17 protein-coding genes, 1 pseudogene and 1 riboswitch are annotated in these 24,288 nt (G+C 71.4%); of the genes and pseudogenes, 9 read left to right on the top strand and 9 right to left on the bottom strand.

Features of this window, described 5'->3' with window-relative positions:
- The first annotated feature begins 298 nt into the window (after window positions 1–298).
- Window positions 299–3,046, top strand: a complete 2,748-nt coding sequence (locus ACFVYR_RS30510; RefSeq protein ID WP_384256243.1) for a hypothetical protein — start codon at window positions 299–301, stop codon at window positions 3,044–3,046.
- Window positions 3,043–4,827, top strand: coding sequence for a hypothetical protein (locus ACFVYR_RS30505; RefSeq protein ID WP_384256246.1), 1,785 nt, complete (start codon window positions 3,043–3,045; stop codon window positions 4,825–4,827). The genes ACFVYR_RS30510 and ACFVYR_RS30505 overlap by 4 nt, the downstream gene beginning before the upstream one ends.
- A 45-nt stretch (window positions 4,828–4,872) precedes the next feature.
- Here ACFVYR_RS30505 and ACFVYR_RS30500 read toward each other — a convergent pair whose 3' ends face one another.
- Window positions 4,873–5,838 carry a pirin family protein gene (locus ACFVYR_RS30500; protein ID WP_384256248.1) on the bottom strand — a complete coding sequence of 322 codons (966 nt, stop codon included), beginning with the start codon at window positions 5,836–5,838 and terminating at the stop codon, window positions 4,873–4,875.
- 336 nt (window positions 5,839–6,174) lie between these two features.
- Here ACFVYR_RS30500 and ACFVYR_RS30495 point away from each other — a divergent pair, with 336 nt between their 5' ends.
- Window positions 6,175–7,059: a PRC and DUF2382 domain-containing protein gene (locus ACFVYR_RS30495; protein WP_384256251.1), complete on the top strand. Its 885-nt coding sequence runs from the start codon at window positions 6,175–6,177 to the stop codon at window positions 7,057–7,059.
- Between the two features lie 245 nt (window positions 7,060–7,304).
- Entirely contained in the window at window positions 7,305–10,067 is a 2,763-nt protein-coding gene (locus ACFVYR_RS30490) for a glycosyl hydrolase family 65 protein (RefSeq protein ID WP_384256253.1), read from the top strand.
- 55 nt (window positions 10,068–10,122) lie between these two features.
- On the opposite strand, the gene ACFVYR_RS30485 is transcribed toward ACFVYR_RS30490, so the two are convergent.
- Window positions 10,123–11,163 (bottom strand): phosphotransferase family protein, encoded by a 1,041-nt coding sequence (locus tag ACFVYR_RS30485; protein WP_384256255.1) that lies wholly within the window; start codon window positions 11,161–11,163, stop codon window positions 10,123–10,125.
- A 181-nt stretch (window positions 11,164–11,344) separates the two neighbouring features.
- Complete coding sequence (metE, locus tag ACFVYR_RS30480) at window positions 11,345–13,663, bottom strand: 5-methyltetrahydropteroyltriglutamate--homocysteine S-methyltransferase (protein ID WP_384256258.1); 2,319 nt, start codon at window positions 13,661–13,663, stop codon at window positions 11,345–11,347.
- Window positions 13,664–13,825: 162 nt separating this feature from the next.
- Window positions 13,826–14,062: riboswitch (cobalamin riboswitch) on the bottom strand.
- Window positions 14,063–14,239: 177 nt separating this feature from the next.
- Here metE and ACFVYR_RS30475 point away from each other — a divergent pair.
- Window positions 14,240–14,620, top strand: a pseudogene (locus tag ACFVYR_RS30475) (GNAT family N-acetyltransferase); the annotation flags it as partial.
- On the opposite strand, the gene ACFVYR_RS30470 reads toward ACFVYR_RS30475, so the two are convergent.
- The 3 genes from ACFVYR_RS30470 to ACFVYR_RS30460 form a co-directional block, all read right to left on the bottom strand.
- Window positions 14,614–15,432 carry a hypothetical protein gene (locus ACFVYR_RS30470; RefSeq protein ID WP_384256260.1) on the bottom strand — a complete coding sequence of 273 codons (819 nt, stop codon included), beginning with the start codon at window positions 15,430–15,432 and terminating at the stop codon, window positions 14,614–14,616. The pseudogene ACFVYR_RS30475 and the gene ACFVYR_RS30470 sit on opposite strands and share 7 nt — an antisense overlap.
- Before the next feature lie 152 nt (window positions 15,433–15,584).
- A complete protein-coding gene (locus tag ACFVYR_RS30465; RefSeq protein WP_384256262.1) occupies window positions 15,585–16,805 on the bottom strand; it encodes a hypothetical protein in 1,221 nt (406 codons plus the stop codon).
- A gap of 109 nt (window positions 16,806–16,914) precedes the next feature.
- The gene (locus ACFVYR_RS30460) at window positions 16,915–17,418 is read right to left on the bottom strand and encodes a GNAT family N-acetyltransferase (RefSeq protein WP_384256265.1); all 504 of its coding nucleotides are present in this window, start codon (window positions 17,416–17,418) and stop codon (window positions 16,915–16,917) included.
- Between the two features lie 102 nt (window positions 17,419–17,520).
- Here ACFVYR_RS30460 and ACFVYR_RS30455 point away from each other — a divergent pair, with 102 nt between their 5' ends.
- Window positions 17,521–18,393 (top strand): LLM class flavin-dependent oxidoreductase, encoded by an 873-nt coding sequence (locus tag ACFVYR_RS30455; protein ID WP_384256267.1) that lies wholly within the window; start codon window positions 17,521–17,523, stop codon window positions 18,391–18,393.
- A gap of 133 nt (window positions 18,394–18,526) precedes the next feature.
- On the opposite strand, the gene ACFVYR_RS30450 is transcribed toward ACFVYR_RS30455, so the two are convergent.
- Complete coding sequence (locus ACFVYR_RS30450; protein WP_384256270.1) at window positions 18,527–19,183, bottom strand: TetR/AcrR family transcriptional regulator; 657 nt, start codon at window positions 19,181–19,183, stop codon at window positions 18,527–18,529.
- 54 nt (window positions 19,184–19,237) lie between these two features.
- On the bottom strand, window positions 19,238–20,188 hold the full coding sequence (locus tag ACFVYR_RS30445) for an alpha/beta fold hydrolase (RefSeq protein WP_384256272.1): 951 nt from the start codon (window positions 20,186–20,188) through the stop codon (window positions 19,238–19,240).
- A 137-nt stretch (window positions 20,189–20,325) separates the two neighbouring features.
- On the opposite strand from ACFVYR_RS30445, the gene ACFVYR_RS30440 reads away from it, so the two are divergent.
- From ACFVYR_RS30440 to ACFVYR_RS30430, 3 genes are all read left to right on the top strand, one after another.
- Complete coding sequence (locus ACFVYR_RS30440; RefSeq protein ID WP_384256275.1) at window positions 20,326–20,721, top strand: VOC family protein; 396 nt, start codon at window positions 20,326–20,328, stop codon at window positions 20,719–20,721.
- Between the two features lie 242 nt (window positions 20,722–20,963).
- On the top strand, window positions 20,964–22,220 hold the full coding sequence (locus ACFVYR_RS30435) for an acyl-CoA dehydrogenase family protein (protein WP_384256278.1): 1,257 nt from the start codon (window positions 20,964–20,966) through the stop codon (window positions 22,218–22,220).
- Window positions 22,217–22,969 carry an SDR family oxidoreductase gene (locus ACFVYR_RS30430; RefSeq protein WP_384256280.1) on the top strand — a complete coding sequence of 251 codons (753 nt, stop codon included), beginning with the start codon at window positions 22,217–22,219 and terminating at the stop codon, window positions 22,967–22,969. The genes ACFVYR_RS30435 and ACFVYR_RS30430 overlap by 4 nt, the downstream gene beginning before the upstream one ends.
- A 34-nt stretch (window positions 22,970–23,003) precedes the next feature.
- Here the strand turns inward: ACFVYR_RS30430 and ACFVYR_RS30425 are convergent, their stop codons facing one another.
- Window positions 23,004–24,263, bottom strand: coding sequence for an MFS transporter (locus ACFVYR_RS30425; protein ID WP_384256283.1), 1,260 nt, complete (start codon window positions 24,261–24,263; stop codon window positions 23,004–23,006).
- Window positions 24,264–24,288: the final 25 nt, after the last annotated feature.

Genomic DNA, 24,288 nt, shown 5'->3' with positions numbered 1-24,288 from the left:
GTACGCGCCACTCAGCCCCATCCCGTGCCAGCATGACCACCCTGAGCAGGCAGCCACCCTGCCAACCGCACCTCGCCAGACACACCGGAAACAGGGGGTCGCGGGCGCGGATTGCCCCTCCGGGCCGCCCGGGCACCGCCCGGCCCGGGACCCGACCGTCCTTTTCACAACACCTAGCCGCACGGGTCCCGCACGCCCACCGGCCCACGACCGCACCGGGACGGGGCGCGGGCGCGGTGCGGCATCCTCCGAACGAGATGGCGCAGCCTCGCGACCGTATGAGACGTGGAGTGAACTCGTGGCGCTGATTGTGACATTCACCGGCAGGACACCACTGGGCACGGCGGGCGGTGGCCTGCCGCACCAGATCTGGTCCTACTCCGTACAACCCGGCATCGGGGCCGACCTGCGCATCGGCCAGCGCATCGCTCTGGCCGTCCCGGCGGACGCCGATGTGCGCGACCCCCGGCTGTTCCCCGGCGTGGCCGCTCTGGAGGGCATGTTCGTCGAACCCGACGGCGGCCTGAGCCGCACCTATACCGGGCGGGTGATCACTACGCCGGGCACGCAGACCCTCGCGTTCGTCGCCCCGCCCGCCCAGCAGGAGCGCGAGCTGTTCCTGGTGACACGCACCGGCTCCACCCCGTGGACGGTGACGCCCTTCGCCAAGGCGCAGGGCGAGGACGTGGGGAACACCCAGGTGCTCCCCGCTCCCGCCCCGACCCCCAGGGCCCCCAACGGCCGCCCGGTCACCGACTTCGCCGGGACCCTGCCCTACGCCAGCGAACTCTTCGGCGTCTACCAGCCGCTGCCCGGATGGCTCGGCTATTCCAGCAGTAGTCGTCTGGCCGAGGTGGGCGGCGGCGAGCGTCCGGCGCGCGAGCTGTTCAGCGGCGAGGCAGCACGTGACCTCGACGTCCCTGGCCTCGGCCCCCTTCTCTGGGCGCCCGACGGCGCCGGGGACTCCGCGCTCGCGCTGCCGCAGCCGCCCACCGAGGGCATCCTCAGCCCGGTGGGCCTGGTGGACCTCTTCCGCGAATACTTCTTCGAGTTCGACACTTTCCTGGGCGCCCCCGTCGGTCACCTCTGGCTCAGCCCCGGCGGCACTGTGGAGGTGGTGGAGACCTCCACCCGCCGCACTCTCGTCGAGCGCAGCGCCGAGCAGTCCGAGGAGAGCGTCGTACGCACGGAGGAGTCCCTGACCGACCAGACCGATGTCGCCGACGCGGTCAAGGAGGACAACGCCAGCGAGACCTCCCTCGGCGTCACCGCCAACGCGGGCGCGAACTACGTCGGCATCGCTCACGCCGACGTCAGCACCAGCTACAGCACCAAGAACACCACCAACAGGTCCTCGGAGGTGACGCACAAGCACAGCAGGACCCAGAGCTCCAAGGTCAGCAGTGAGATCCACCGCAACTTCAAGACCACCTTCAAGACGGTGACGGAGACCACCGACACCTCCAGCCGCCGCTACGTCGTCCAGAACACCACCGACCGGCTCGTCAACTACGAGCTGCGCCGCAAGATGCGCAAGGTCGGCATCCAGCTCCAGCACATCGGCACCCAGATGAGCTGGCAGGTCTTCGTCGGCGACCCGGGGCGCGGCCTGGGCCTCGGCGAGCTGCTGCACGTGGTTGAGGCCCCTGACCTGACCTCGCTGAAGAAGCCGGTGCCGCCGGACCCGCTGGGCCTCACCCAGACCAGCTACACCGACATCTTCCCCGCCCAGCAGCACCCCACCAGCGACAACGGGCCCCATCTGGCCGAGGACTGGACTCCTCAGCAGGGGTTCGACCGGCTCTGGCACGGCCACTCCAACGAGTACCTGATCGCGCACTTCGACTTCACCCCCGTCTCCCCCGGCCCCGGATACAAGCTCAGCGCCAAGGTCGACAAGCCGATCCGGCTGAAGGAGGCGAAGGCGGGCAACGGCAGCGGCACCAAGTTCCTCGCCGACTACGAGATCATCGACCGCGACTCGGGCCAGTTCCGCGTCAACTGCAAGCTCGTCAACTTCGCCAACAGCAACTACGTCAGCCTCACCCTCATCATCTTCTGGGACCCGCCGGACGTGAACCCCGCGCAGGCGGCCTACGAACGCGATCTGGCCGAGTACCGCAAAGAGGTGGCCAAGCTCCAGCGTGCCGCGTACGCCCGCGCCGTACGGGAACGGGCGGAGCTGGTCAGCAAGGTGCGCAGGCGCCCGCCGGAGGAACTGCGCAAGGAAGAGCGGCAGTCGGTCTTCGCCAACCTGATCACCCAGCTCGACCTCTTCCACGGACGCCGCCCCCATCTCGGCTCCGAGCTGATCCGGCAGATGTTCGACGTCGACCGCATGCTCTACTTCGTCGCCCCGGACTTCTGGCGGCCCGGCGCCGCCTCCGCCGCCGGCGAGCACTCCCAGGGCCGGGTCCCCGTCCCGACGCACGACTGGGACCTCACCGAGGGCGATCCGCTCGCCGGCGCGACCGTGCCCAGCCACTACGCGCACACCAGCGCCAACAACCCGCCGGAGGCCGCACACCCGGTGAACCTGGGCAAGCCCGAATGGCGCATCAACTACCCGCTCACCGAGAACGCGCAGGCCGCGCCGATGGGCAGCTCCCTGGGCTGGCTGATCCAGACCGACGGCGACGAACGCCGCAACGAGTTCCTCAACTCCGCCTGGGTCACCGCCGTCCTGCCCATCCGGGCGGGACACGAGGTCGAGGCCCTCGGCTGGCTGATGGGCGCACACGTCGAGGGCGAGGCCGCGCTCGCCAAGCCCTACCCCTGGCAGACGGGCGACCCGGACACCTATCGGGACAAGACCATCGGCCAGGTCCTGGAGCTGCGCGCCCGTGAACTCCAGGAGAAGAACACCGACATCGCCAACACGCTGCGCGCCGAGAAGGTCTTCGAGACCGGCTTCGACCCGCTCGACGGCGGCTTCCGGCCCGCTGAGCCGTACAAGGTCTTCGACCAGTGGGTGGAGGTGCTGCCCACCGACCAGGTGGTCGCGGTCGAGGTCCAGTACGACCCCAAGACCGGACAGCAGCGGTGAGGCTGCACATCTCCTGGGCCGACCGACCGCACTTCCTGCTCAAGGGGGCGGTGGCGGAGATCCACCTGGACCCGCCCTTCCCCGACTGGTGGCAGAGCGGCACAGGCCGGACCGTGGCACCGCTCTCGCAGGACGACACCGGCGCGGTCTTCGACGTCCCTGCCAAGACGCCGATGCGACTCGACGTGCGGGTCACCCCCTCGGCCGGAGGCCGCGCCGGCCCCGTTGGCCTGGAAGTCGTCCAGTTGCTCCGGCTCACCGAACAAGGCGTGCCCATCTACGACGGGCACGCCATCAACCGCACAGTCGTGGCCATGCACAAGACCCACCCCGGCCAGGACGTCGTACCGGGGCAGAAGCCCGTCGTGCTCCCGGAGGGCGGCCCCGCGCAGGTCTTCACCGGGCCCCACCCGCTTCTCACCACGGGCCCCCGCGCCGCCTCGCTGCGCGTCGCCGCCGACTTCCTCGACATCACCGGCCTGTGGTGGGAGCTGCACCACAAGCCGACGCTCCGCAAGGGGGTGCCGGGCTCCCCGGCCGCCTACCGCCAGTGGCACTTCAACTCCTGGTACCTCGATCCGGAATGTGCCGGGCAGCCCACCCGGCTGCGCGTGCTGGCCAGCACCTGGGGCGTGCCACTGGTCTGGTTCGCGGCCCTGCCGCCCACCGCGATGGGCCCGCTCCCCGCACAGACCCGGATCGGCGGCGCGGTCTTCTACCGCCCCGTGTTCAGCGCCTACCCCTACCCGTCGGACCGCGAGAAGGGTTTGACCTCCCCCGTGCACAGCCTGCTGGGCATGGAACAGCTCGCCCGCTATCTGCTCCAGGGACGCAACCGGTCACAGGCCCCGGGCATCGGCTATTACTCCCCGTACGACACCTGGCTCCTGGATCACTTCCGCAGGTCCGAGGAAGAGGAGGAAGAGGACGGACCGCAGACCTGGCCGAGCAAGCACATCCTGAACCTGCCCATCGCCCTGGAGCACCAGTTGGCGCGCTCCGCCACTCTGCTGAAGGAGGCGGACAACCCCGAGCAGCGGGTGCTGCTGATGCCCTGGCCCGCCGCGGGCGGCGTCGACGGCGCCTACGACCACACGATGCGCGCGGGACTCGCCCCGCACATCGCCCAGGCAGTGGCGCTGCTCTGGTCGACCGGGGCGCTCGGCGGGCGCGGCCAACCGCTGTCCGTGCGCGGACTCGCCCCCATCGCGTTCCACGGCGGCTCCTCCGCGCCGCTGCGGCTGGACCCACTGCTCTGGATCGCGGGCTACAGCCGTGGCGGGGACGCCGTCACCAGGACCGTGGAGAACAACGGCGAGAGCCTCGCCCGGGTGATCTCGGTCGACGACGGCCGGATCAACCGCCGCCGCGACGGCTTGCTCCGTGCCGCCGCCGCGGCGGCACGCGCGGGGCGGCGTCTGCGGGTGTTCGTGGTGAAGTCCCCATACACCGGACCCGTTCCCCACTCCCTGCTCGAGGAGCTGACCCGCGCGAAGGCCGACGTCACACTGCTGCCGGGCGGCGACTACACCGCCTTCTGGGCACGGCCCCCCAACGGGTCGGCCTGGCAGCGCTATCTGTTCGCCGACTGGGATAAACACGCCGAGGACGTAGCCAAGGACCTGGCCGCAGAGACCCGCGCCGCCACGCGGAGCAAGGACTACGAGAGCCCGTACGACGCCATGCGGCACATGCTGGCCGTCGTCGGCGGCCAGGTCTTCGACACCGAGCCCCAGCACACGGCCAGCCGCGGTTTCCTGGAGGAGTGCCTCGGCCCCTGAGGGGGACGCCGTGGGATTTGGCCGGCCATAGTGTGTTCTCGCAGGTCAGCGTGGACGTGATCGCGGCTTCAGAGGCAAGTCCGGAAGCTCCGGTGCCCGCAGTGGTGCTCCGTCGTACCCTTGCACTTCGCCGAATCGGGTCCCTTCCACCCAGTCCTCGCGCGCCCGCTCGACCTCTTCCTGTGTGCGGGCGACGAAGTTCCACCACATGATCAGTTCCTCGTCGAAGGGCTCGCCGCCGAGCAGCATGAACTCCGCGTCCGACGCGGCCCGCAGGGGCAGCTCGCTGCGTCCGCAGCCCAGGTAGAGCATCGAGCCCGGCAGGACTGGTACGCCGTCGACGTGCACCTCGCCCGCCATCGACAGGACCCCGTACTCGAAGTCGGGGTCCAGCGGCAGGCGAGCCTCGGTGCCGGAGGTCAGGGTGAGGTCGGCGCCGACGATCGGTGTGTACGTGGTGCCGGGGGACGTGGCGCCGTCCAGGGCGCCGAGGATCACCGTCGCTCGCAGGCCGGGCGCGGTGACCGTCGGCAGCTCGGCGTGGTGCTCGAACTTGGGGTCGGTGTGCCGGTGCGCGTCCGGCAGCGCCACCCACAGCTGCGCTCCGTGCAGGAGGCGGGCGTGCGGCTTCGGTGACTCCTCCGAATGCGAGATGGCCCGGCCCGACGTCATGAGGCCGAGCTCGCGCGGGCGGATGGTCTGCAGGCTGCCGGTCGAGTCGCGGTGCAGCACCTCGCCTTCGTGCAGCCAGCTCACGGTCTGCAGGCCCATGTGCGGGTGGGGCGGCACCTGCATGCCGGGTTCGTCGGCGATGTCGTCGGGGCCGTAGTGGTCGACGAAGGCCCACGCCCCGATCATGCGGCGCCCGAGGTTCGGCAGCAACCTGCGGACCTCGGTCGACGCGCCGAGCCGTACCCGGCGCGGGCTCAGCAGCTCACGGACGGGTTCGGCGACGACGAACCCGCGCCCGCCGCACAGCGAGGGAACCGCCTGACGGTCAAGGTTGCTCATGCGGCTCAACCTAGCTTGCGATCATGGTCGGGCGGCAGAGTCCTCCCGTACGTCTTCCCGTACCGGTGGCTGCGCAATCTGCTCCTCGCGCGGCCGGGAACCGCAGTGGGGTTCGAAAGGCGTCACACGAATGGGCTAATCAGGCGCAGGCCGCATCAGACCGGTCCGGTCGCCGCAACCGTGCCTCAGCAGGCCCTTTGTCTCGCGATCCGTGCACGCTGCGTGACTCTCCTGGTTGCGGGAGGAAGCGGTACGGAGCGGAGTGGAGGGGAGGCGTGCGTCGTCCGTGGCGAGAGTCGATTCTGCCCGTCGCGCGCTCCAAGGGAGTGATCACCCATGACGCAGGGCGAGGCCTTCACCAACCCCGACGGGCTTGCGGGCCTGACGGCCTATGACCAGACCGGCGAGAAGATCGGCAGCGTCGAGCAGGTCTACCTCGACGACCGTACCGGCCGCCCCGAGTGGGTGACCGTGAAGACCGGTCTCTTCGGGATGAAGCAGAGCTTCGTCCCGCTCGCCGGCGCCCGTCGCCAGGAGGACCAGCTGCATGTGGCGACCACGAAGGAGGCCGTCAAGGAGGCCCCGCGCGTGGACGCCGACCAGCACCTTGAGCCGGAGGAGGAGCACGAGCTCTACCGGCACTACGGGCTCGCGCGGCCCGAGGCCACCGCCGGCGGCATGGCGGGCGGCGTGGCGGGCGGTGGCATGCGGCCCGGCGCCGCCGGCCGCGGCGACCTGGCCGGAGCGGGTGCGGGAGGCGGTCGTGAGTTCGCGACCCGCGCCGGAGCGGACCGCGACCGCAAGGGCGACGAGATGATCCGCTCCGAGGAGCGGCTGCACGTCGGCAAGGAGGAGGAGACGGTCGGCAGGGCCCGCCTGCGCAAGGTGGTCGTCACCGAGGACGTGACGACGTCCGTACCCCTTTCGCACGACGAGGTCCGCGTCGTCCGCGAGCCCATCCGTGAGGGAGACGGCACGCGCGCGAAGATCGGCGAGGAGGAGGCCGAGGTGACCCTGCACGCCGAGAGGCCGGTGGTCAGCAAGGAATCCGTGCCCGTCGAGCGGGTCCGTCTGGAGACGGAGAAGGTCACCGAGAACCGCGAGGTCTCCGACCAGGTGCGCAAGGAGCAGATCGAGTACGACCAGGCCAAGGGTGAGCGCGGTCGTGGTGACGCCAAGGGCGAGAACTGGCGCGAGCGGAAGCAGGGCCCGCGCCACTGACGCCTCTCGCAGCTCCCCGGCCGGGGGCGGCCGAGGGCAGAGGCGGAGACAGAGGCAGACCGCAGAGGGAGGGAACACTCGCAGCGAGTGTTCCCTCCCTTACGTGTGCCCCGCACCTCTCGTACGACACGAACCGTCGCGCTCGCGTTCGAGAATTGACCGTTGTGGCACATCTATTGACGCGGCTTGTTCAGGAAATTTATGGTCCCTGAACCCTCGAAGGCGAACCAGAGTGACGGAGAACAATGACGTACTCCCTCGGTGTACGGCCGCGCGCCGCCCGACTGACCGCGGTGTTCCTGGCCGGAGTGCTTGTCGCCTCGGTGCCGCCCGCGGCCTCGCAGACGGCGCGGGACACCGCCACGGCTGCTTCCGCCACTCCTCCCGCCACGGCCGCGCAGTGCCGCAAGAACGACGGCTGGACGCTCGGCACCACCCGCCCCGACACACAGGACACGCACCACGCCTACGTGGGCAACGGCTACCTGGGCCAGCGCGTACCGCCCAACGGTGCCGGATACGCCGACAGCGACGTCAAGACGGGCTGGCCGCTGTTCACCCCGCGCTACGACGGCTCCTTCGTGTCCGGCCTGTACGCGCACAACAAGCAGACCGCGGGGGACAGGCAGGCCGCCGCCGCCCTGCCCACGTGGTCCGCGCTCAACGTCAGCACCGGCGGAACACAGGGCGATACCTTCAACTCTTCGACGCCCACCGGCCGGATCTCCCACTACCGCCAGTCGCTGTTCCTCCACTGCGGCGTGGTGCGGACCTCGTTGACGTGGACCGCCGCCGACGGCCGCAGGACCGACCTCGTGTACGAGGTGCTCGCCGACCGCGCCGACCCGCACGCGGGCGCCGTACGCATGAGCATGACGCCGCACTGGAGCGGCCGGGCGACCGTGACCGACCTGTTGGACGGCCGCGGCGCGCGGCGCATCCGGCAGACCGGTGGCGGCGACCGGACCGACGGGCACCGAGAACACGGCCGGGCCCCCGCCCCGAGCATGGACGTGGCCTTCCGTACGGACGGCACGAACGTGGACGGTGCCGTCGCCTCCACACTCCGCGCCGAAGACGGCGCACAGGGGGCGCGCCCCGAACGCGCCGCCGAGGCACAGAAACTGACGGCACGCCAGTCGCTGTCGCTGCCCGTCCTTCGCGGCCGCTCGTACGGCTTCACCAAGTACGTGGGCGTCGACACCGCCCTGACGTCCCGCGCACCGCGCCGCGCCGCGACCGCGACCTCGCGGCGCGCCGCTGACCGCGGCTGGCAGGCACTTCTCCGCTCGCACACCGCCGCTTGGTCGCGGCTGTGGCGCAGCGACATCGAGGTGCCCGGGCAGCGGGACATGCAGACGTGGGTGCGTTCCGCGCAGTACGGACTGTTCTCCAGCACCCGTGAGGGCGCGGCGAACAGCATCGCTCCTGCGGGGCTGACCAGCGACAACTACGCGGGTCTCGTCTTCTGGGACGCGGAGACCTGGATGTACCCGGGGCTGCTCGCCACCCGCCCCGAACTCGCCAAGTCCGTGGTCGACTACCGCTACCGCACCCGTGCGGGCGCGCGGGAGAACGCCCGCAAGCTCGGCTACGGCGGCCTCTTCTACCCCTGGAACAGCGGGAGTTCGGGCAACCTGGCCAAGGAGTGCCACAGCGTCGACCCGCCGCACTGCCGCACCCAGATCCACCTCCAGTCCGACATCTCCCTTGCCACCTGGCAGTACTACCTCGCCACCAAGGACGCCCGCTGGCTGCGCGAGCGCGGTTGGCCCGTGCTGAAGGGCATCGCCGAGTTCTGGGCGGACCGCGTCAGCCGCAACGCGGACGGCAGCTACTCGATCAAGGACACGGCCGGGCCCGACGAGTACAGCAACGGCGTCGACGACGCGGTCTTCACCAACGCCGGCGCCGTCACCGCCCTGCGCCACGCCACCCGCGCCGCCGAACTGCTCGGCCGGCAGGCCCCTGCCAGGTGGAAGTCGATCGCCGACCGCATCCGGATTCCGTACGACAAGAAGCGCAAGGTCTTCCAGCAGTACGACGGCTACAAGGGCAGCACCATCAAGCAGGCCGACACCGTCCTGCTGATGTACCCGCTGGAATGGCCGATGCCCGAGGGCGCCGCCGCAGGAACCCTCGACTACTACGCCCAGCGCACCGACCCCGACGGTCCGGCCATGACGGACTCGGTGCACGCCATCGACGCCGCCGGGATCGGTGAGGCCGGCTGCTCCACGTACACCTATCTGGAGCGCTCCATCAAGCCGTTCGTACGCGGTCCCTTCGCCCAGTTCTCGGAGGCCCGCGGCGAGAAGGCGGGCGCCGAGGACCCGCTGTCGGGCTCGCCCGCGCACGACTTCCTCACCGGCAAGGGCGGCTTCCTGCAGGTCTTCACCAACGGCCTGACCGGCCTGCGGATGCGGGAGAACCGACTCCACCTCGACCCGATGCTGCCCCCGCAGCTCGACCGCGGCGTCAACCTGCACGGTCTGACCTGGCAGGGCAGGACGTACGACATCGACCTCGGCGCCCACCACACCACCGTGCGCCTCACCGGCGGCGAGCCGATGACGCTCGACACCCCGCAGGGCGAGCAGGTCGTCAGCAAGGGCGCCCCGGCCGTCCTCAAGACCCGCCGCCCCGACCTCAAGCCCACCACGAACGCGGCCCGCTGCACCAGTGCCACGGCCACCTCCCAGCAGCCCGGCATGTACGCGGGCGCAGCCGTCGACGGCAACACGGCCACGGCCTGGGTCCCGGACGGCGCACGCGGCCGGCTGACCACGCACCTCGCCCGGCCCGTCCACGTCAAAAAGGTCACCCCGACCTGGAGCGACACCAAGCCCGCGGCCCACACCATCGAGCTCTCCCTCGACGGCAGGCACTGGCACCGCGCGAGCGCGGACACGGGCGAGGGACGACTCGCACGCCATGTGCGGGTGACGGTGCGCGGTGACGCGAAGGCGAAGAAGCATCCGGGCATCGCCGAGCTGACGGTCAACTAGGTGTCCGGGTGTATTGAGCCGCAGGGGCGATACACCTGGCGCCGGGGCACTGTCGCTACGGCCGCCGGGACGGCAGCGGATGCAGCGTGGGCCACTGGGCCAGCATGGCGGTGCGCATCGCCGTCGCGAGGCGGCCCAGGTCGGCCAGCTCGCCACCCCCGGCGGTGAGGCGGCCGACGACTCCGAGGCGGTGTGCCAGGCGCTGCCGGGCCGTCGCCGTGCCCCAGTGCCAGTCCCGTTCCGACAGCTCGGCCAGGTGGTCCGTGGTGCCGCGCTGCGCCCGCTGGACCAGCGCGTCGCCCCGCAGTACCCAGCCCGCGCACGCGTCCGCGAGGTCGCACTCCGTGTCGGCGCCGGTGTCGGCGCCCGTGGCCTCGCGCCAAGCCGTGCGGTACGCGGTCTCGGCCGCCGCAAGGAGCGGCGGCGCCGGGGCGGTCGAGCACCAGCAGGTCGGAAAGCCGATGCGGAGGTAGGCGAGCTCGACGAGTCCGTTGCCCAGCGAGGCCTGCTCGAAATCGATGAACCTGACGCCGTCGGCGGTGTGCAGGTCGTTGCCGGGGCAGGGGTCACCGTGCAGGAGCGAGCGGTGCGGCGTGCAGGACAGGCGGTTCACCAGGGCGTCCAGCGCGGCCGGGACGGAGCGGGGCACCTCGACGCGGAGTCTTCGGGCCAGCGCGAGGAAGGAGTCGATGTCGTCGTGGTCCGGGCCCGGCCAGGTGGGCAGAGCGCTCGCGGTGTCCGTGTCGGCGGCCGCGTGGAGCCGGGCCAGCGCGGCGGCGTACTCGACCACCCAGTCCTCGCGGGGCGGCCGTTCCTCCAGGTGCTCCAGGACCAGGACCCGGTCGTCGGGGTCGGTGCCGAGGAGTACCGGCACCACCGGTGGGTCGACCCGGGAAGCGAGCCGCAGCGCGCCGACCTCGCGCGCGTACCTGTCGTCGGCGTCCGGCCCCTCCACGAGCTGCTTGATCACCACGGGCGTGCCGGACAACTCGGCGCGCCACACCCGTGACCGGGGGCTGCTGGCCAGTTCGCGGGCCCGGCCCGGCACACCCAGCCCGGCTCTCAGCTTCTCCCCGAACGGCAACCGTGACCGCATGTCCCACAGGCTCCTCAGCGTCGATGGCCCGGCGGACGCGGCGCTGCTTTCCCGCAATGCCGGTGCCGGTGCCGAGCACAATAGGGGGCGCGGACTGCCGTGCGGTGCAAGGGGGTTGGGTGCGCCGATCCGGTCCCTGCCCTCGTACGCGCGGGGCCGGATCAGCGGGCCTGACCAGCCGTCAGGAGGCGGACAACTCCTCTCGGACCGTCCTGGCCGCCACGACCAGGTTCTCCAGGGACGCGCGGGTCTCGGGCCAGCCGCGCGTCTTCAGGCCGCAGTCCGGATTGACCCACAGCCGTTCCGCGGGGATCGCCTCAAGTCCATTGCGCAGCAGGGCCGCTGCCTCCTCGGCGTCGGGCACGCGCGGGGAGTGGATGTCGTAGACGCCGGGGCCGGCCTCGCGCGGATAGCCGTGGGCGGCGAGTTCGCGGGCGACCTGCATGTGGGAGCGGGCCGCTTCCAGGCTGATGACGTCGGCGTCGAGGTCGTCGATGGCCTGGACGATGTCGCCGAACTCGGCGTAGCACATGTGCGTGTGGATCTGCGTGTCGGGCCGCACCCCGCTCGTGGTGAGGCGGAACGCCTCGGTGGCCCAGGCGAGGTAGGCGGGGTGGTCGGCGGCGCGCAGGGGCAGCGTCTCGCGCAGGGCGGGCTCGTCGACCTGGATGACGGACGTCCCGGCCGCCTCCAGGTCGGTCACCTCGTCGCGCAGTGCGAGGGCGACCTGGCGGGCGGTGTCGGCGAGCGGCTGGTCGTCACGGACGAAGGACCAGGCGAGCATGGTGACGGGGCCCGTGAGCATGCCCTTGACGGGGCGCTCCGTCAGGGACTGGGCGTACGTCGTCCAGCGCACCGTCATCGGCTCCGGTCGCGAGATGTCACCGGCGAGGACCGGCGGACGCACATAGCGGGTGCCGTACGACTGGACCCAGCCGTGCTGCGTGGCGAGGTAGCCGGTGAGCTGCTCGGCGAAGTACTGCACCATGTCGTTGCGTTCGGGCTCGCCGTGCACCAGGACGTCGAGGCCCGTCTTCTCCTGGAAGGAGATCACCTCCTGGATCTCGGCCCTGACGCGCTCCTCGTACCCGGCGGCGTCGATCCGTCCCGCCCGCACATCGGCGCGGGCCGTGCGCAGTTCGGTGGTCTGCGGGAAGGAGCCGATGGTGGTGGTCGGCAGCAGTGGGAGGCCGAGGGCGGCGCGCTGGGCCGCCGCGCGCTCGGGGTAGGGCTGGGAGCGGCGGGCGTCGGCCTCCGTGACGGCGCCGGCCCGGGCGCGGACGGCCGGGTCGCGGGTGATGGGGGAGCCTGCCCGGGACGCCAGATCGGCGCGGTTGGCGGCGAGTTGGGTGGAGATCGTGTCGGTGCCCCGGGCCAGGCCCCGGGCGAGCGTCACGATCTCGGTGGTCTTCTGGCGGGCGAAGGCCAGCCAGCGCAGGATCTGCGGCTCGATGTCCCGTTCCAGGGTGGCGTCGACGGGGACGTGGAGGAGGGAGCAGGAGGCGGCCACGTCGACACGGTCGGCCAGGCCGAGCAGGGTGCCGAGGGTGGCCAGGGACTTCTCCAGGTCGTCGACCCAGATGTTGCGGCCGTTGACGACCCCCGCGACCAGCCGTTTGCCGGGCAGCCCGCCGGCGGCGGCGAGCGCGTCGAGGTTGGCGGCCGCCGCATCGGTGAAGTCGAGGGCGAGGCCCTCGACCGGGGCCTTGGCGAGCAGGGGAAGGGCGTCGCCGAGCCGGTCGAAGTACGAGGCGATGAGGAGCTTGGGCCGGTCGGTGAGGGCGCCGAGGTTGCGGTAGGCGCGCTCGGCCGCGTTCAGTTCGGCCCGCGTACGGTCCTGGACGAGCGCGGGCTCGTCGAGCTGGACCCACTCGGCGCCCGCGGCGCGGAGGTCGGCGAGCACCTCGGCGTACACCGGCAGGAGACGGTCGAGGAGGGTCAGCGGGTCGAAGTCGGCGGCCACCCCGGGTGCGGGCTTGGCGAGCAGCAGGTAGGTGACGGGGCCGACGAGGACGGGGCGCGCCGAGAGGCCCAGCGCATGGGCCTCCCCGAACTCGGTGACCTGCTTGGTGGAGTCGGCACGGAAGACGGTGCCGGGCCCCAACTCCGGCACCAGGTAGTGGTAGTTGGTGTCGAACCACTTCGTCATCTCCAGCGGCGCCACGTCCTGGGTGCCGCGCGCCATCGCGAAGTAGCCGTCGAGCGCGTCCCTCTCGACCGCGGTGCGGTGACGCTCGGGGACGGCGCCGACCATGACGGTGGTGTCAAGGACGTGGTCGTAGTACGAGAAGTCGCCGGTCGGGACTTCGTCGATGCCGGCGTCGGCGAGTTCGCGCCAGTTCGAGCGGCGAAGCCCGGCGGCGGTGGCCGCGAGGGCGTCCGCGGTGACGCGGCCCTTCCAGTAGCCCTCGATCGCCTTCTTGAGTTCGCGGTCACGACCCTGACGGGGGTAGCCGTACACGGTGGCCCGTGCTGCCGCGGCTGCGGGCTTGGTGGTCACGGAGATCTCCTTCGCGAGATGAATCCCTGAGATCCCGGAGACGGGACGAGAGCGCGAAGGGCGACGGACCGGACGGGCCGGGAGCGCGCGGTCGGCGCGGTCGCCCGTCTGGTATGCACGCCGACCCGCCCACGAGGTCACCGGGATATCCGCGCACGAATGGTTCGGGCGCGGACAGCGGGCAGGTCTTCGGACTCGCGGGCCTCGTCCACTGCCTTCGGAAGAAGGCGGGCGGACACCTACTGGCCGTCGCTTCCCAGAACCGGTCTCGCGGTTCCAGTGCGTGTGACGGCGGTCGTTCCCGCTCACCGCTGCGGGGCAGTCCCGGATTCACACCGGGTTCCCTCTTGCGACGCTCCCGTCTGGCGGACGGGGCGAACCAGCTGCACCGATCACCATACGGGGCCGCCGACCGCTGTTCCGGGTCACCCTCGGCATTCGGACGGTGAGGAGGAACACGTGCCGTGGACGCTTCGCCGGCGCGGCGGGCGGGAAAGCGACGGCGATGTTCGGCCGCGCGACTCCTTGTCGCGCGGGCCCGCGCGCGCCCTTTGGCAAGCTGCACACGTCACCGAGAACTGGACCCCGCCCGCCACCACCGTGCGCGACTTCTCCGACCGGGCCGCGCGCCAGGTACTCGACCCGGGCTGCCCGGCCCGCTTCCTGGTCGGCTACGCGGGAGGCCGCGCGGTCTGCTGCGCCGAGGTCTTCCTGCACGCGGGCGTCGCCGGGATCTACCACATCTGCACCCTGGCCGCCCACCGCGGCCGCGGATACGGCGGCGCCGTCGCCCTCGCCGCCCTGCACACCGCCCGCGACCAGGAGTACGTCCACGCCGGCCGCCAGGCATCCACCGACGGCGAACCGGTCTACCGCCGCCTGGGGTTCCGCTCCTGCGGCCGGTTCACCGAACACGCCTCGCCCGCCGCGCGACCGCCGTTCGGCTTCGCCTATTGAGCACCGGCCTCCGGCTGCGCCCGGCACTCCCGCGCCCGGCGACCGGCCCCGCTGAGCAGATCGACGCGCTGACCCGCCCCCTCCTTGAGGACGTAGAGGGTGCCGTCCCCGGGGGACCAGTCGCGGGGGACGAGGAAGATCCGGTCCCCGGAGACGTGGAACAGGCGCAGACCGGCGTACTCGTACGCGTACTGGCTCCCCTTGTCGGTGACGCGACGGTAGCAACTGCCGCCGCCCCGGATCATCAGGTCCTTCGCACTGAAGACGACGACCGCGGGGAACTCATCGCGCAGGGTCCGCTCGGTCAGCTCCGCACGGCCCCGGCCGGCGATCGCCGCGTACGACGACACGGCCCAGAACAGTGACAGGACGCAGATGAACAGTGTGAGCCCCCAGAGCCGCAGGTCACGACGTTCCCGGGTGCGGGCGTACGCGCTGAGGGAGAAGCCGCCGATCGCGGCGAGCGGCAGCAGCAGGTCGAACAGCCAGGGGCTGAGCGGATACAGCGGTACGAGCGCGACGGGCACCGCCCAGGCGAACCGCAGCACCCGCACGGCGCGGGCGAGCCGTTCCGGTTCGCTCGCGGCCCGGCGCAGCAGCCCGAGCGTGCCGAGCGCGAGGCCCGCGGCCAGCCAGGCGGGGAGGTAGAGAGCGCCGACGCTGCGCAGCAGGTAGTCGCTGGTGGAGAAGTGGAAGACGGTGTCGCGCAGCCCGAGCGCCCTGGTCTCGGCGTCGGTGCTCGCCCAGCCGAAGTAGAAGAGCACGGCGGTCAGGAGGGTGACGAGGGAGCCGATGGCTCCGACGATCTCCACCCAGCCGATGCCGGGTTCGGGGGAGGGTGGGGGAGGGGGAGGGAGCGGCGGTGGAGGTGGGGCTGGTGGGGGCTCTGGGGCGGGTTCCGGTTGTGGCGCCGGTTCCGGCTCCGGCTCCGGTTCAGGTTCCGGTTCGGCTTCCGGGGGCTCGCTCATCGTGTAAGTGCGCTCGCCGGGACGGGTGAACCGGGTGAACCGGCTGAACCGGAGGAGCGGGATGACTGCGACGCGGGGGACGCAACGGGTGGTGGTGAGGACGACCGCGAGGGCGGCTGCCCGATATCGCTCCAGTTGACGGTGAACGCCGCCTGTTTGACGACCCTGGCTCCGTTCTTCGTCACCAGCGTCACGTCGATCACCGTCGGTCGTCGGCCGCCGAAGCCGTCGGGTCCCGGCAGGTCCACGGAGATCGACGCGTCCTTGCAGCACCGCGCCTTGTCGTTTTCGTCGCCGAAGGGCTTCAGGGTGATCGGGTCCGGCAGTTCCGGCGCGCGCAGTTCGACGGTGTCCGGCGCGTCCGGCCAGGTGCCTTGGAAGTAGGCGGTGGTGCCCGGCGCGTAGCTGCCGTCCGTGGCGGCGATCATGCTGTCGCAGGCCATGGTGCCCGCGGGAGCGGACCGCAGCGCCACTCGTTCACCGGGATGCCGCCGGTAGTAGGCGACGAAGCGCTGCAGGACCGCGAAGGCGTCCCCGTCCTTGCACAGGTACCCGGTGTTCCCGGCCGAGTACCCGGCCGCACGCAGCCCCGCTTCCGCCTTGACCGCGACGGCCATTCCGCCGGGATCACCCTGTGCGGCCTCGCAGACCCCGGCGAGCCCTTCGATGACCTTCCAGGCCTGCCGGGTCGCCGAGTTGTCGACCCGCTTGTCGGGGTCGACCGCGCTGTTGTACGCCTGCCGGCACTCGCCCTTCTGCAGCAGGTCGTACAGGCTGTCGGGCTCGAACGCCTCATCCGTGTTGGGCGACTTGGGTCCCCACGGCAGCCAGGCGGGCGCCTCCCCTCCGCCGCCTCCGCCGCCACTTCCGCCACCGCCGCTCCCGCTGCCACCACTACCCCCGCCGGCGTCTCCGCCACCTGTCTGCCACGCCCCGTCCGACGTACCGCCCGACGACCCGCCCGACGACCCGTCCGTCGTCCCGCTCGTCGTGGCGCCCCCGGAGTCGCCGCTGCCACTTCCGCCGGTCGCCGTCCCCGACCCCGTACCCGTGCCGCCGTCCGGCGAGCCCGAGCCGCCTCCACCACCCCGCGCCCCGCCGCCGGGTGACGCCACTCCTCGTATCCCGAAGAACAGCCCCACCACCAGCACGAAACCAACGACGGCAAAGGCCCACGTCGGCACCCGAAGGGCACGCGAACCGAAGCGAAAAGCCATGACGACACCCCCGTTTCGCCTCCCTTCATCATGCTGCGGGCAGGCGGCGCCCGGAATCCCTTTCACTTTCACCGAAGGCCCGGGTCGTCTACGCACACGGGCTGAGGGCTCATGGACGCCAGTAGAGCGCGGGGTCGGGGTGGTCGACGAAGCCCAGGTCCCGGTAGAGCGGTTCGCCTTCGGGGGAGGCGTACAGATCCACGCGCGAGGCGCCTTGGGCGCGGAACCAGTCGAGCAGCGCCCGCATGACCGCCCGGCTGTGGCCGCGCCGCCGGTACGCCGGGTCGGTGACCACGCCGATCACATGGCCGACACGGCCGCTGGGGTTGTGCGGACCGGGGAACCATTGCTCGACGGTGCCGATGCCGCAGGCGGCGAGGCCGTGGTCACCGTCCACGACGAATATGCGGGCGGCGTCGGCCGTCAGCTGCTCGCGCAGGACCGAGGCGAGGTTGCGGCGCCATCCGTCCTCCTCCGGCGAGGGGTTGAAGTACTCCCCGCCGAGGGTCTCGAAGAGCAGCGTGCGCAGGCGGACGAGTTCGGGGATGTCGGCCGCCACCGCTTGGCGAACGTCGGTGCGGGCGATGGCGAGCTGTGCCGTGGGCTGTCTCATGACGATCAGGCTCATGTAAGGCACCTGTACGCCACAACCCTTACAGTCATGCCCCTGCCCGTCCCGTTGATCGCGCGCGTGGAGCGAGGTAGGAAGGGCATCATGACGACTCTCGGCGTGGTGTTCCGTCCCCAACTTCCCCCTGAGCGCCTGCGCGCGATGGTGCGCACCGCCGACGAGGCGGGGCTCGCGGAGCTGTGGCTCTGGGAGGACTGCTTCCTGGAGAGCGGCATCGCCGCCGCGGCAGCCGCCCTGGCATGGTCCGAGCGGCTGCGGGTGGGCGTCGGACTGCTGCCGGTGCCGCTGCGGAACGTGGCTCTCACCACGATGGAGACGGCCACCCTGCACCGGCTGTTCCCCGGCCGCGTGATGGTCGGCGTCGGGCACGGCGTGCAGGACTGGATGGGGCAGGTGGGGGCCCGGGCCGAGTCGCCGATGACCCTGCTGCGCGAGCATCTGGACGTGATGCGGGCCCTGTTGGCGGGCGAGCGGGTCACGACCCGGGGGCGGTACGTCCGGCTCGACGGTGTCGCGCTGGACTGGCCGCCCGCGTCGGCGCCCCCGGTCTACGCGGGCGCCCGCGGCCCCCGCTCACTGCGGCTCACCGGCGAGGCCGCCGACGGCACGATCCTGGACGCCGGCACGCCACCGGAAGGAGTGCGCCGCGCACGCCAACTCATCGCCGAGGGGCGGGAGTCGACGGGCCGGGAGGGGCCGCACCCCGTCGTGGTGTATCTGCTCGCCGCCCCGGGACCCGACGGGGAGGCCCGGTTGCGCGCCGAGCTCCGGCGCGAGGGCCGGGACGGCGGTCCTGGCATCGGTGTCGCCGGGGACGCGGAGGACGTGGTGGAAGCCGTCCGGCGGCTCGCCGACGCGGGGGCCGACACAGTCGTCCTGCAGCCCACCGCCGACGAACCGGACCCGGAGGGGTTCATCCGCTTCGTCACGGACAGGGTGCGCCCGCTCGTGGCTTGAGAGCCTGTCTTTGAACCCCCGTCGTCCGCGCGAAGCGCGGGCGCAGCGACCGCCGGGGCGCAGGCGGGGGTTCAAAGACAGGCTCTGAGAGGCAGCTGAGGGGGCGGGCGGCCCGACCTCGGCCGCCCGGCGCTCACTCCTCGGCCGCCGCGTCCGTCAGCCGCAGGCCGTTCGCCCAAATGGTGTTGAGCGTCGTGACGAGCCGCTCGTACGGAATGCGCTGCCCGAGCACGAACACCAGGTACGCCATGCGGCTCACCATCACGGACAGGGCGTGCGCGGTGATCAGCGGATCGAGGCCGGCGTCGGCCTGGCCGTTCTCCTGGAGGGATCGGATCAGCTTGGCGTTGCGCCGGGCGAAGGCGTTGCCGCGTTCGATGCGCAGCGCCATGAACTTCTCGTCCACCTGGGCGACCTGCTCGAACAGCGCCATCAGGCGCGCGTTCTTCCTGTACGCGCGCAGGTACTCGCGGTTCGAGGCGTCGATGAGCTCGCGGGGGTCGGTGATTCCGGTGCGCTCGCGCAGATGCGGGTGGAGCATCTCCTCCTGCACCTGCTCGACGAGTGCCTGGAAGATCTCTTCCTTGCTGTTGAAGTACGTGTAGAACGACCCGGAGGCGACATGCGCCGCCTTGGAGATGTCCGTGATGCGGGCGTCCAGGTACCCGTCGCGCTCGAAGACCTCGCGGGCGGCGACGATCAGGGCGTTGCGCGTCCGGACGCCGCGGGCGCTGCGGGGCGTGATCGGTTGCTTCTGGCCGCCGTCCGCGGCCGCGGCCTGGGCAGCCACTGCGATCCATTCACTGTCGGTCGAATCTGTACGTATCGGTGGCAGCGGATGCTATCAGCCGACCTCGGAGAGGAACTCCAGGAGAGCGGCGTTCACCTCATCGGGCCGCTGCTGCTGGACCCAGTGGCCCGCGCCGTCGAGCACGACGGTGCCGCGCCGGTCGGTCAGCATCCGGTCGAGGCCCTTCGCCGGCATGAACTGCGCCACGGGGTCCCTGGAGCCGGTGAGGAAGAGCGAGGGCTGGGTGACGCGGCGGTCGGCCAGGTGCTCGGTGAGGGCCCAGTTGCGATCCAGATTGCGGTAGTAGTTGAGGCCGCCGGTGAAGCCGGTCCGCTCGAACGTCTCGATGTAGTAGGTGAGTTCGGCCTCGTCGAGCCAGGGTGGGGGCGGCAGCTCGGCCTCCGTCATGTCGGGGCGCTCCGCCCACTGGGCGGAGTACATCTCCTTCGACACGAGGGTCCTGCGCACGTTCCTGCGCAGGGCCGCGTCCACGGTGCCCGGCTCCTGGAACCACACCATGTAGAAGTCGTCACCGAGTCGCTTGCGCAGGATCGACAGGGGCGGTGCCGGTGCCCGCGGGGTCACGGGCACGCTCATTCCGGCGACCGCGCGCACTCGCTCCGGATGCGCGAGGGCCGTCTGCCACACCACGTTGGCGCCCCAGTCGTGCCCCACGAGGACCGCGTCGTCCGCGCCCACGTCGTCGAGGATCGCGATCAGATCGCCGCAGAGCGTCAGGATGTCGTACGCGTCGGGGTCGGCGGGCCGCGAACTCCCGCCGTAGCCCCGCATGTCGGGAACCAGGACGCGGTGCCCCGCCTCCGCCAGCGCGAAGAGCTGATGACGCCAGGAGAACGCGAGCTCAGGAAAGCCGTGGCACAGCAGCACCGGGGGCTTGCCGGGCCGGGCGCCCCCGTGGTCGTAGACCCGGAGGGTGACGTCGCCGACGGTCACCCGGCGCGTCGCGACGCGCTCCCAATCGGCGATCGGGATGTGTGTCCTCATGCGCAGATCTCCTGTGGGCCGCAGGAAGTATTGAACTTGACGTTGGGTTCGAATGTACAGGGCGGGCGCAGTGCCTCCTGGGTGGCGGTGATCGTGCGGGGTGGCGCGCGCGGTGCGCCGACGGGCAACATCGTCGGATGCCTCATCTCGGACTGGTGACCGTGGTTGTGCGTGACTATGACGAGGCGATCGTCTTCTATCGGGACGTCGTCGGATTCGAGCTCTTGGAGGACACCCGGATCGACGACGACAAGCGGTGGGTGGTCGTCGCTCCGCCCGGCTCGCGGGAGACGGCGGTGCTCCTGGCCAGAGCCGCGGCCGGGGAGCAGGCGGCCCGGGTCGGTGACCAGACCGGCGGCCGGGTCGGCTGGTTCCTGAACACCGACACGTTCGCCCGTGACTACGAGCGGATGCGTGCGACCGGGGTGGTCTTCGAGGAGGCGCCGCGGACCGAGGCCTACGGTGTGGTGGCTGTCTTCCGGGATCTGTACGGCAACCGCTGGGACCTGATCCAGTTGAACCGAAGCGGTTGAACCGGAGCGGCTGAGCTCGACCGGCGACCGGTGGCGGCGGGCCACGGAGCCCCGCGGGCGCACCATTGAACCTGAATCCGGATTCAAGTACGTTGGCGGCACCCGAGTCGAGTGGAAGTGCGGTGCTGCGGGTGGGCGACGATCTGTGGGGCTCGTCGCCCAGGCGGTGACGACACGGTGGTGAGCACCCCGCCGAAGCCGGAGAGCACCGCACCACGCACACACATACTCGGATCCCGCCCATGACCGTTGAAGCATCCGTGACCGTTGGAGGACCCGTGTTCGATGTGACCGACAGGGCCAAGGAGTACCAGGAGCGGCTGCTCGCCTACATGGACGAGCACATCTACCCCGCCGAGGCGGTGTACGAGGCCCAGATGGCGGAGTCCGGCGATCCGCACTTCCAGCCCCCGGTCATCGAGGAGCTCAAGGCCGAAGCGAGGCGGCAAGGGTTGTGGAACCTCTTCCACCCGCACCCGGAGTGGGGACCGGGCCTGACCAACCTGGAGTACGCGACACTCGCCGAGATCATGGGCCGCAGCGCGCACCTCGCACCCGAGGCCACCAACTGCAACGCGCCGGACACCGGCAACATGGAGGTCCTCACGCTCTTCGGCACCGAAGAGCACAAGGAGAAGTGGCTGAAGCCCCTGCTCGCAGGCGAGATCGCCTCCGCGTTCGCCATGACCGAGCCCGCGGTCGCCAGCTCCGACGCCCGCAACATCGAGCTGCGGATGGTCCGCGACGGCGACGACTACGTCCTCAACGGCCGCAAGTGGTGGACCTCGAACGCCCTGCACAGCAACTGCAAGGTGCTGATCGTCATGGGCAAGACCGACCCGGACGGGCCGAGCCACCGCCAGCAGAGCATGATGGTCGTCCCGCTCGACACGCCAGGGGTCACGGTGCTGCGCGGCCTGCCCGTCTTCGGTTACCAGGACCGTGAGGGCCACGCGGAGGTGCTCTTCGAGGACGTACGCGTTCCGAGCACCGCCCTGCTCGCGGGCGAGGGCGACGGCTTCATGATCAGCCAGGCCCGACTGGGCCCCGGCCGCATCCACCACTGCATGCGCACGATCGGCGTGGCGGAACGCGCCCTGGACCTGATGATCGACCGCGCCCAGTCCCGTACGACGTTCGGGGCGCCCCTCGCCGACCGGGCCAACATCCAGGACTGGATCGCCGAGTCCCGCATCGAGATCGACATGGCCCGCCTGCTCACTCTCAAGGCCGCACACCTGATGGACACCGTCGGCAACAAGGAAGCCCGTACGGAGATCGCCGCGATCAAGGTCGCCGCGCCCGAGGCCGCCCTCAAGGTCGTCGACCGCGCGATCCAGGTGCACGGCGGCGCGGGCGTCAGCGACGACTTCCCGCTCGCCAGTATGTACGCCCACCTGCGCACGCTGCGCCTCGCCGACGGGCCCGACGAGGTGCACAAGCGCACCATCGCCATGCGGGAACTGAGGCGCCGCGAGGCCGAGCGGAGCGCGCGATGAGCGGGCCGCTCGACGGACGGGTCGCCCTCGTCACGGGCGCGTCGCGGGGGATCGGCCTCGCGGCGGCCGCGGCCCTGCGCGACCGGGGCGCACAGGTCGTGATCACCTCGCGCAGCGAGGAGCGCGCCAAGGACGCGGCACGTGATCTCGGTGGATCCGTCGCCGGGTTCGGCGCCCACGCCACCGACGAAGGTGCCGCGCGCGCCTGCGTCGACCACACCGTTGCGACGTACGGCCGTCTGGACATCCTCGTCAACAACGCCGGTACGAACCCGGCGTACGGGCCGGTCATCGACCAGGACCACGGGCGGTTCGCCAAGACGATGGACGTCAATCTGTGGGCGCCGATCCTGTGGACGTCGCTCGCGGTGAAGGCGTGGATGGGGGAGCACGGCGGATCCGTGGTCAACACCGCTTCGATCGGCGGGCTTTCGGTCGCCAAGGACGTCGGGATCTACCACGTCTCGAAGGCCGCGCTCATCCACCTCACCAAGCAACTCGCCCTGGAACTCGGCCCGAAGGTCCGCGTGAACGCCATCGCCCCCGGCGTCGTCCGCACCAGGCTGGCCCAGGCGCTGTGGCAGGAGAACGAGGCGCGGGTCGCCGGGGCCACTCCGCTGGGTCGCATCGGCGAGCCCGAGGATCTCGGCGAGGCCGTCGCGTTCCTCGCCGGCGACGGCGCGCGCTGGATCACCGGCGAAACACTCGTCGTCGACGGCGGCCAGCTCCTCGGGTCCGGGCCATTGTGAGGCTCCACAGCCAGGTCGCTCCCCTCGCGAACAGTCACCCCGGCAACTGTCGACCCAGGCGCCCCAGCGGTGACAACACCATGCATACCGGTGACAGCGCCAGGCCGACGGCTGTCACCAGCAGCCCGTGACGCAGCCCCAGCGCACCGGCCAGGAAGCCGCCGAGCAACGAGCCGAGCGGGGTCAGTCCCATGCCGGCGAAGTTGATCGTGGCGACGACCCGGCCCTGGAGGAGGAGGGGCGTCACGGCCTGGCGCACCGCCATGAGCGTGACGTTCACCAGCTGGCCGAAGGCACCGAAGGCGAAGTTCACGGCCATGAGCAGACACACCGTCACGGGGGTGGCGCCGTGCAGTGCGGGGACGCACAGCAGTACCCCGTCGGCCAGCACCGCGGCGGTCACGAGCACCCGGCCGTGACCGAGTCTCCCGGGGAGCCGGGCGGCGAGCAGCGAGCCCACTACCGCGCCCGGCCCTGTGGCCGCGAGGGCCGCCCCCACGGCGGCGCCGGAGAGGTGCAGGGCGCGGGGCAGGAACAGCAGGTACACGGTCATCAGCGCCGCGAAGGAGAACTGGAACACGGCGGAGGCCAGTCCCACGGCCCGCAGCACGCGGTGGCCGACGACGAAGCCGAGGCCTTCGTGTATCCGGCGCCAGATGCCCGGGGCCCGCTCGGGCGGTGTGGGCGGCGCGTCCGAGTCGTCGCGGCGGATGCGGGCGATCCACAGGGCGGACAGCGTGAAGAAGGAGGCGCTCGCCAACGTGGCGAACGGCGCCGTGAGGAACGACAGCAGCGCGCCGCCCAGCGCGGGCCCGCCGGTCTGCGCGGCGGACCTGCTGCCCTCAAGGACGCTGTTGCCCCGCGCCAGCTGCTCGCGCTCCACCAGCCGCACCAGACACGCCTGATACGCCACGTCGAAGAACACACCGAGCACCCCGACCATGAACGCGACGGCGAAGAGCACCGGCAGGCCCAACACCCCCAGCGGATGCGCGAGGGCGACGGCGGACAGCGCCAGCAGGCGTCCGACATCGGAAAGGACCATGACGTCGCGGGCGCGCCGACGGTCCACCCACGCGCCGGCGAACAGGGAGAAGAGCAGGATCGGCGCCTGTTCCACCGCGCGCAGCGCGCCGAGCAGGCCGGTGGAGGCGTCGAGGGTGAGTACGGCGACGAGAGGCAGGACGACCTGCCCGGCCTGCGCCCCGAACTGCGAGGCGGTCTGCCCCGCCCAGAGCAGGCGGAAGTCACGGTCGCCGAGAACGGTGCCGGAGGCACGCGGAAGGGACGGCACAAGAACCCCTTGAGGAGGCCTGGGA

Source organism: Streptomyces sp. NPDC058284, assembly GCF_042881135.1.
GTDB lineage: Bacteria > Actinomycetota > Actinomycetes > Streptomycetales > Streptomycetaceae > Streptomyces.
The sequence above is the reverse complement of the archived record's forward strand: the minus strand, read 5'-3'. Positions and strand labels throughout refer to the sequence as shown.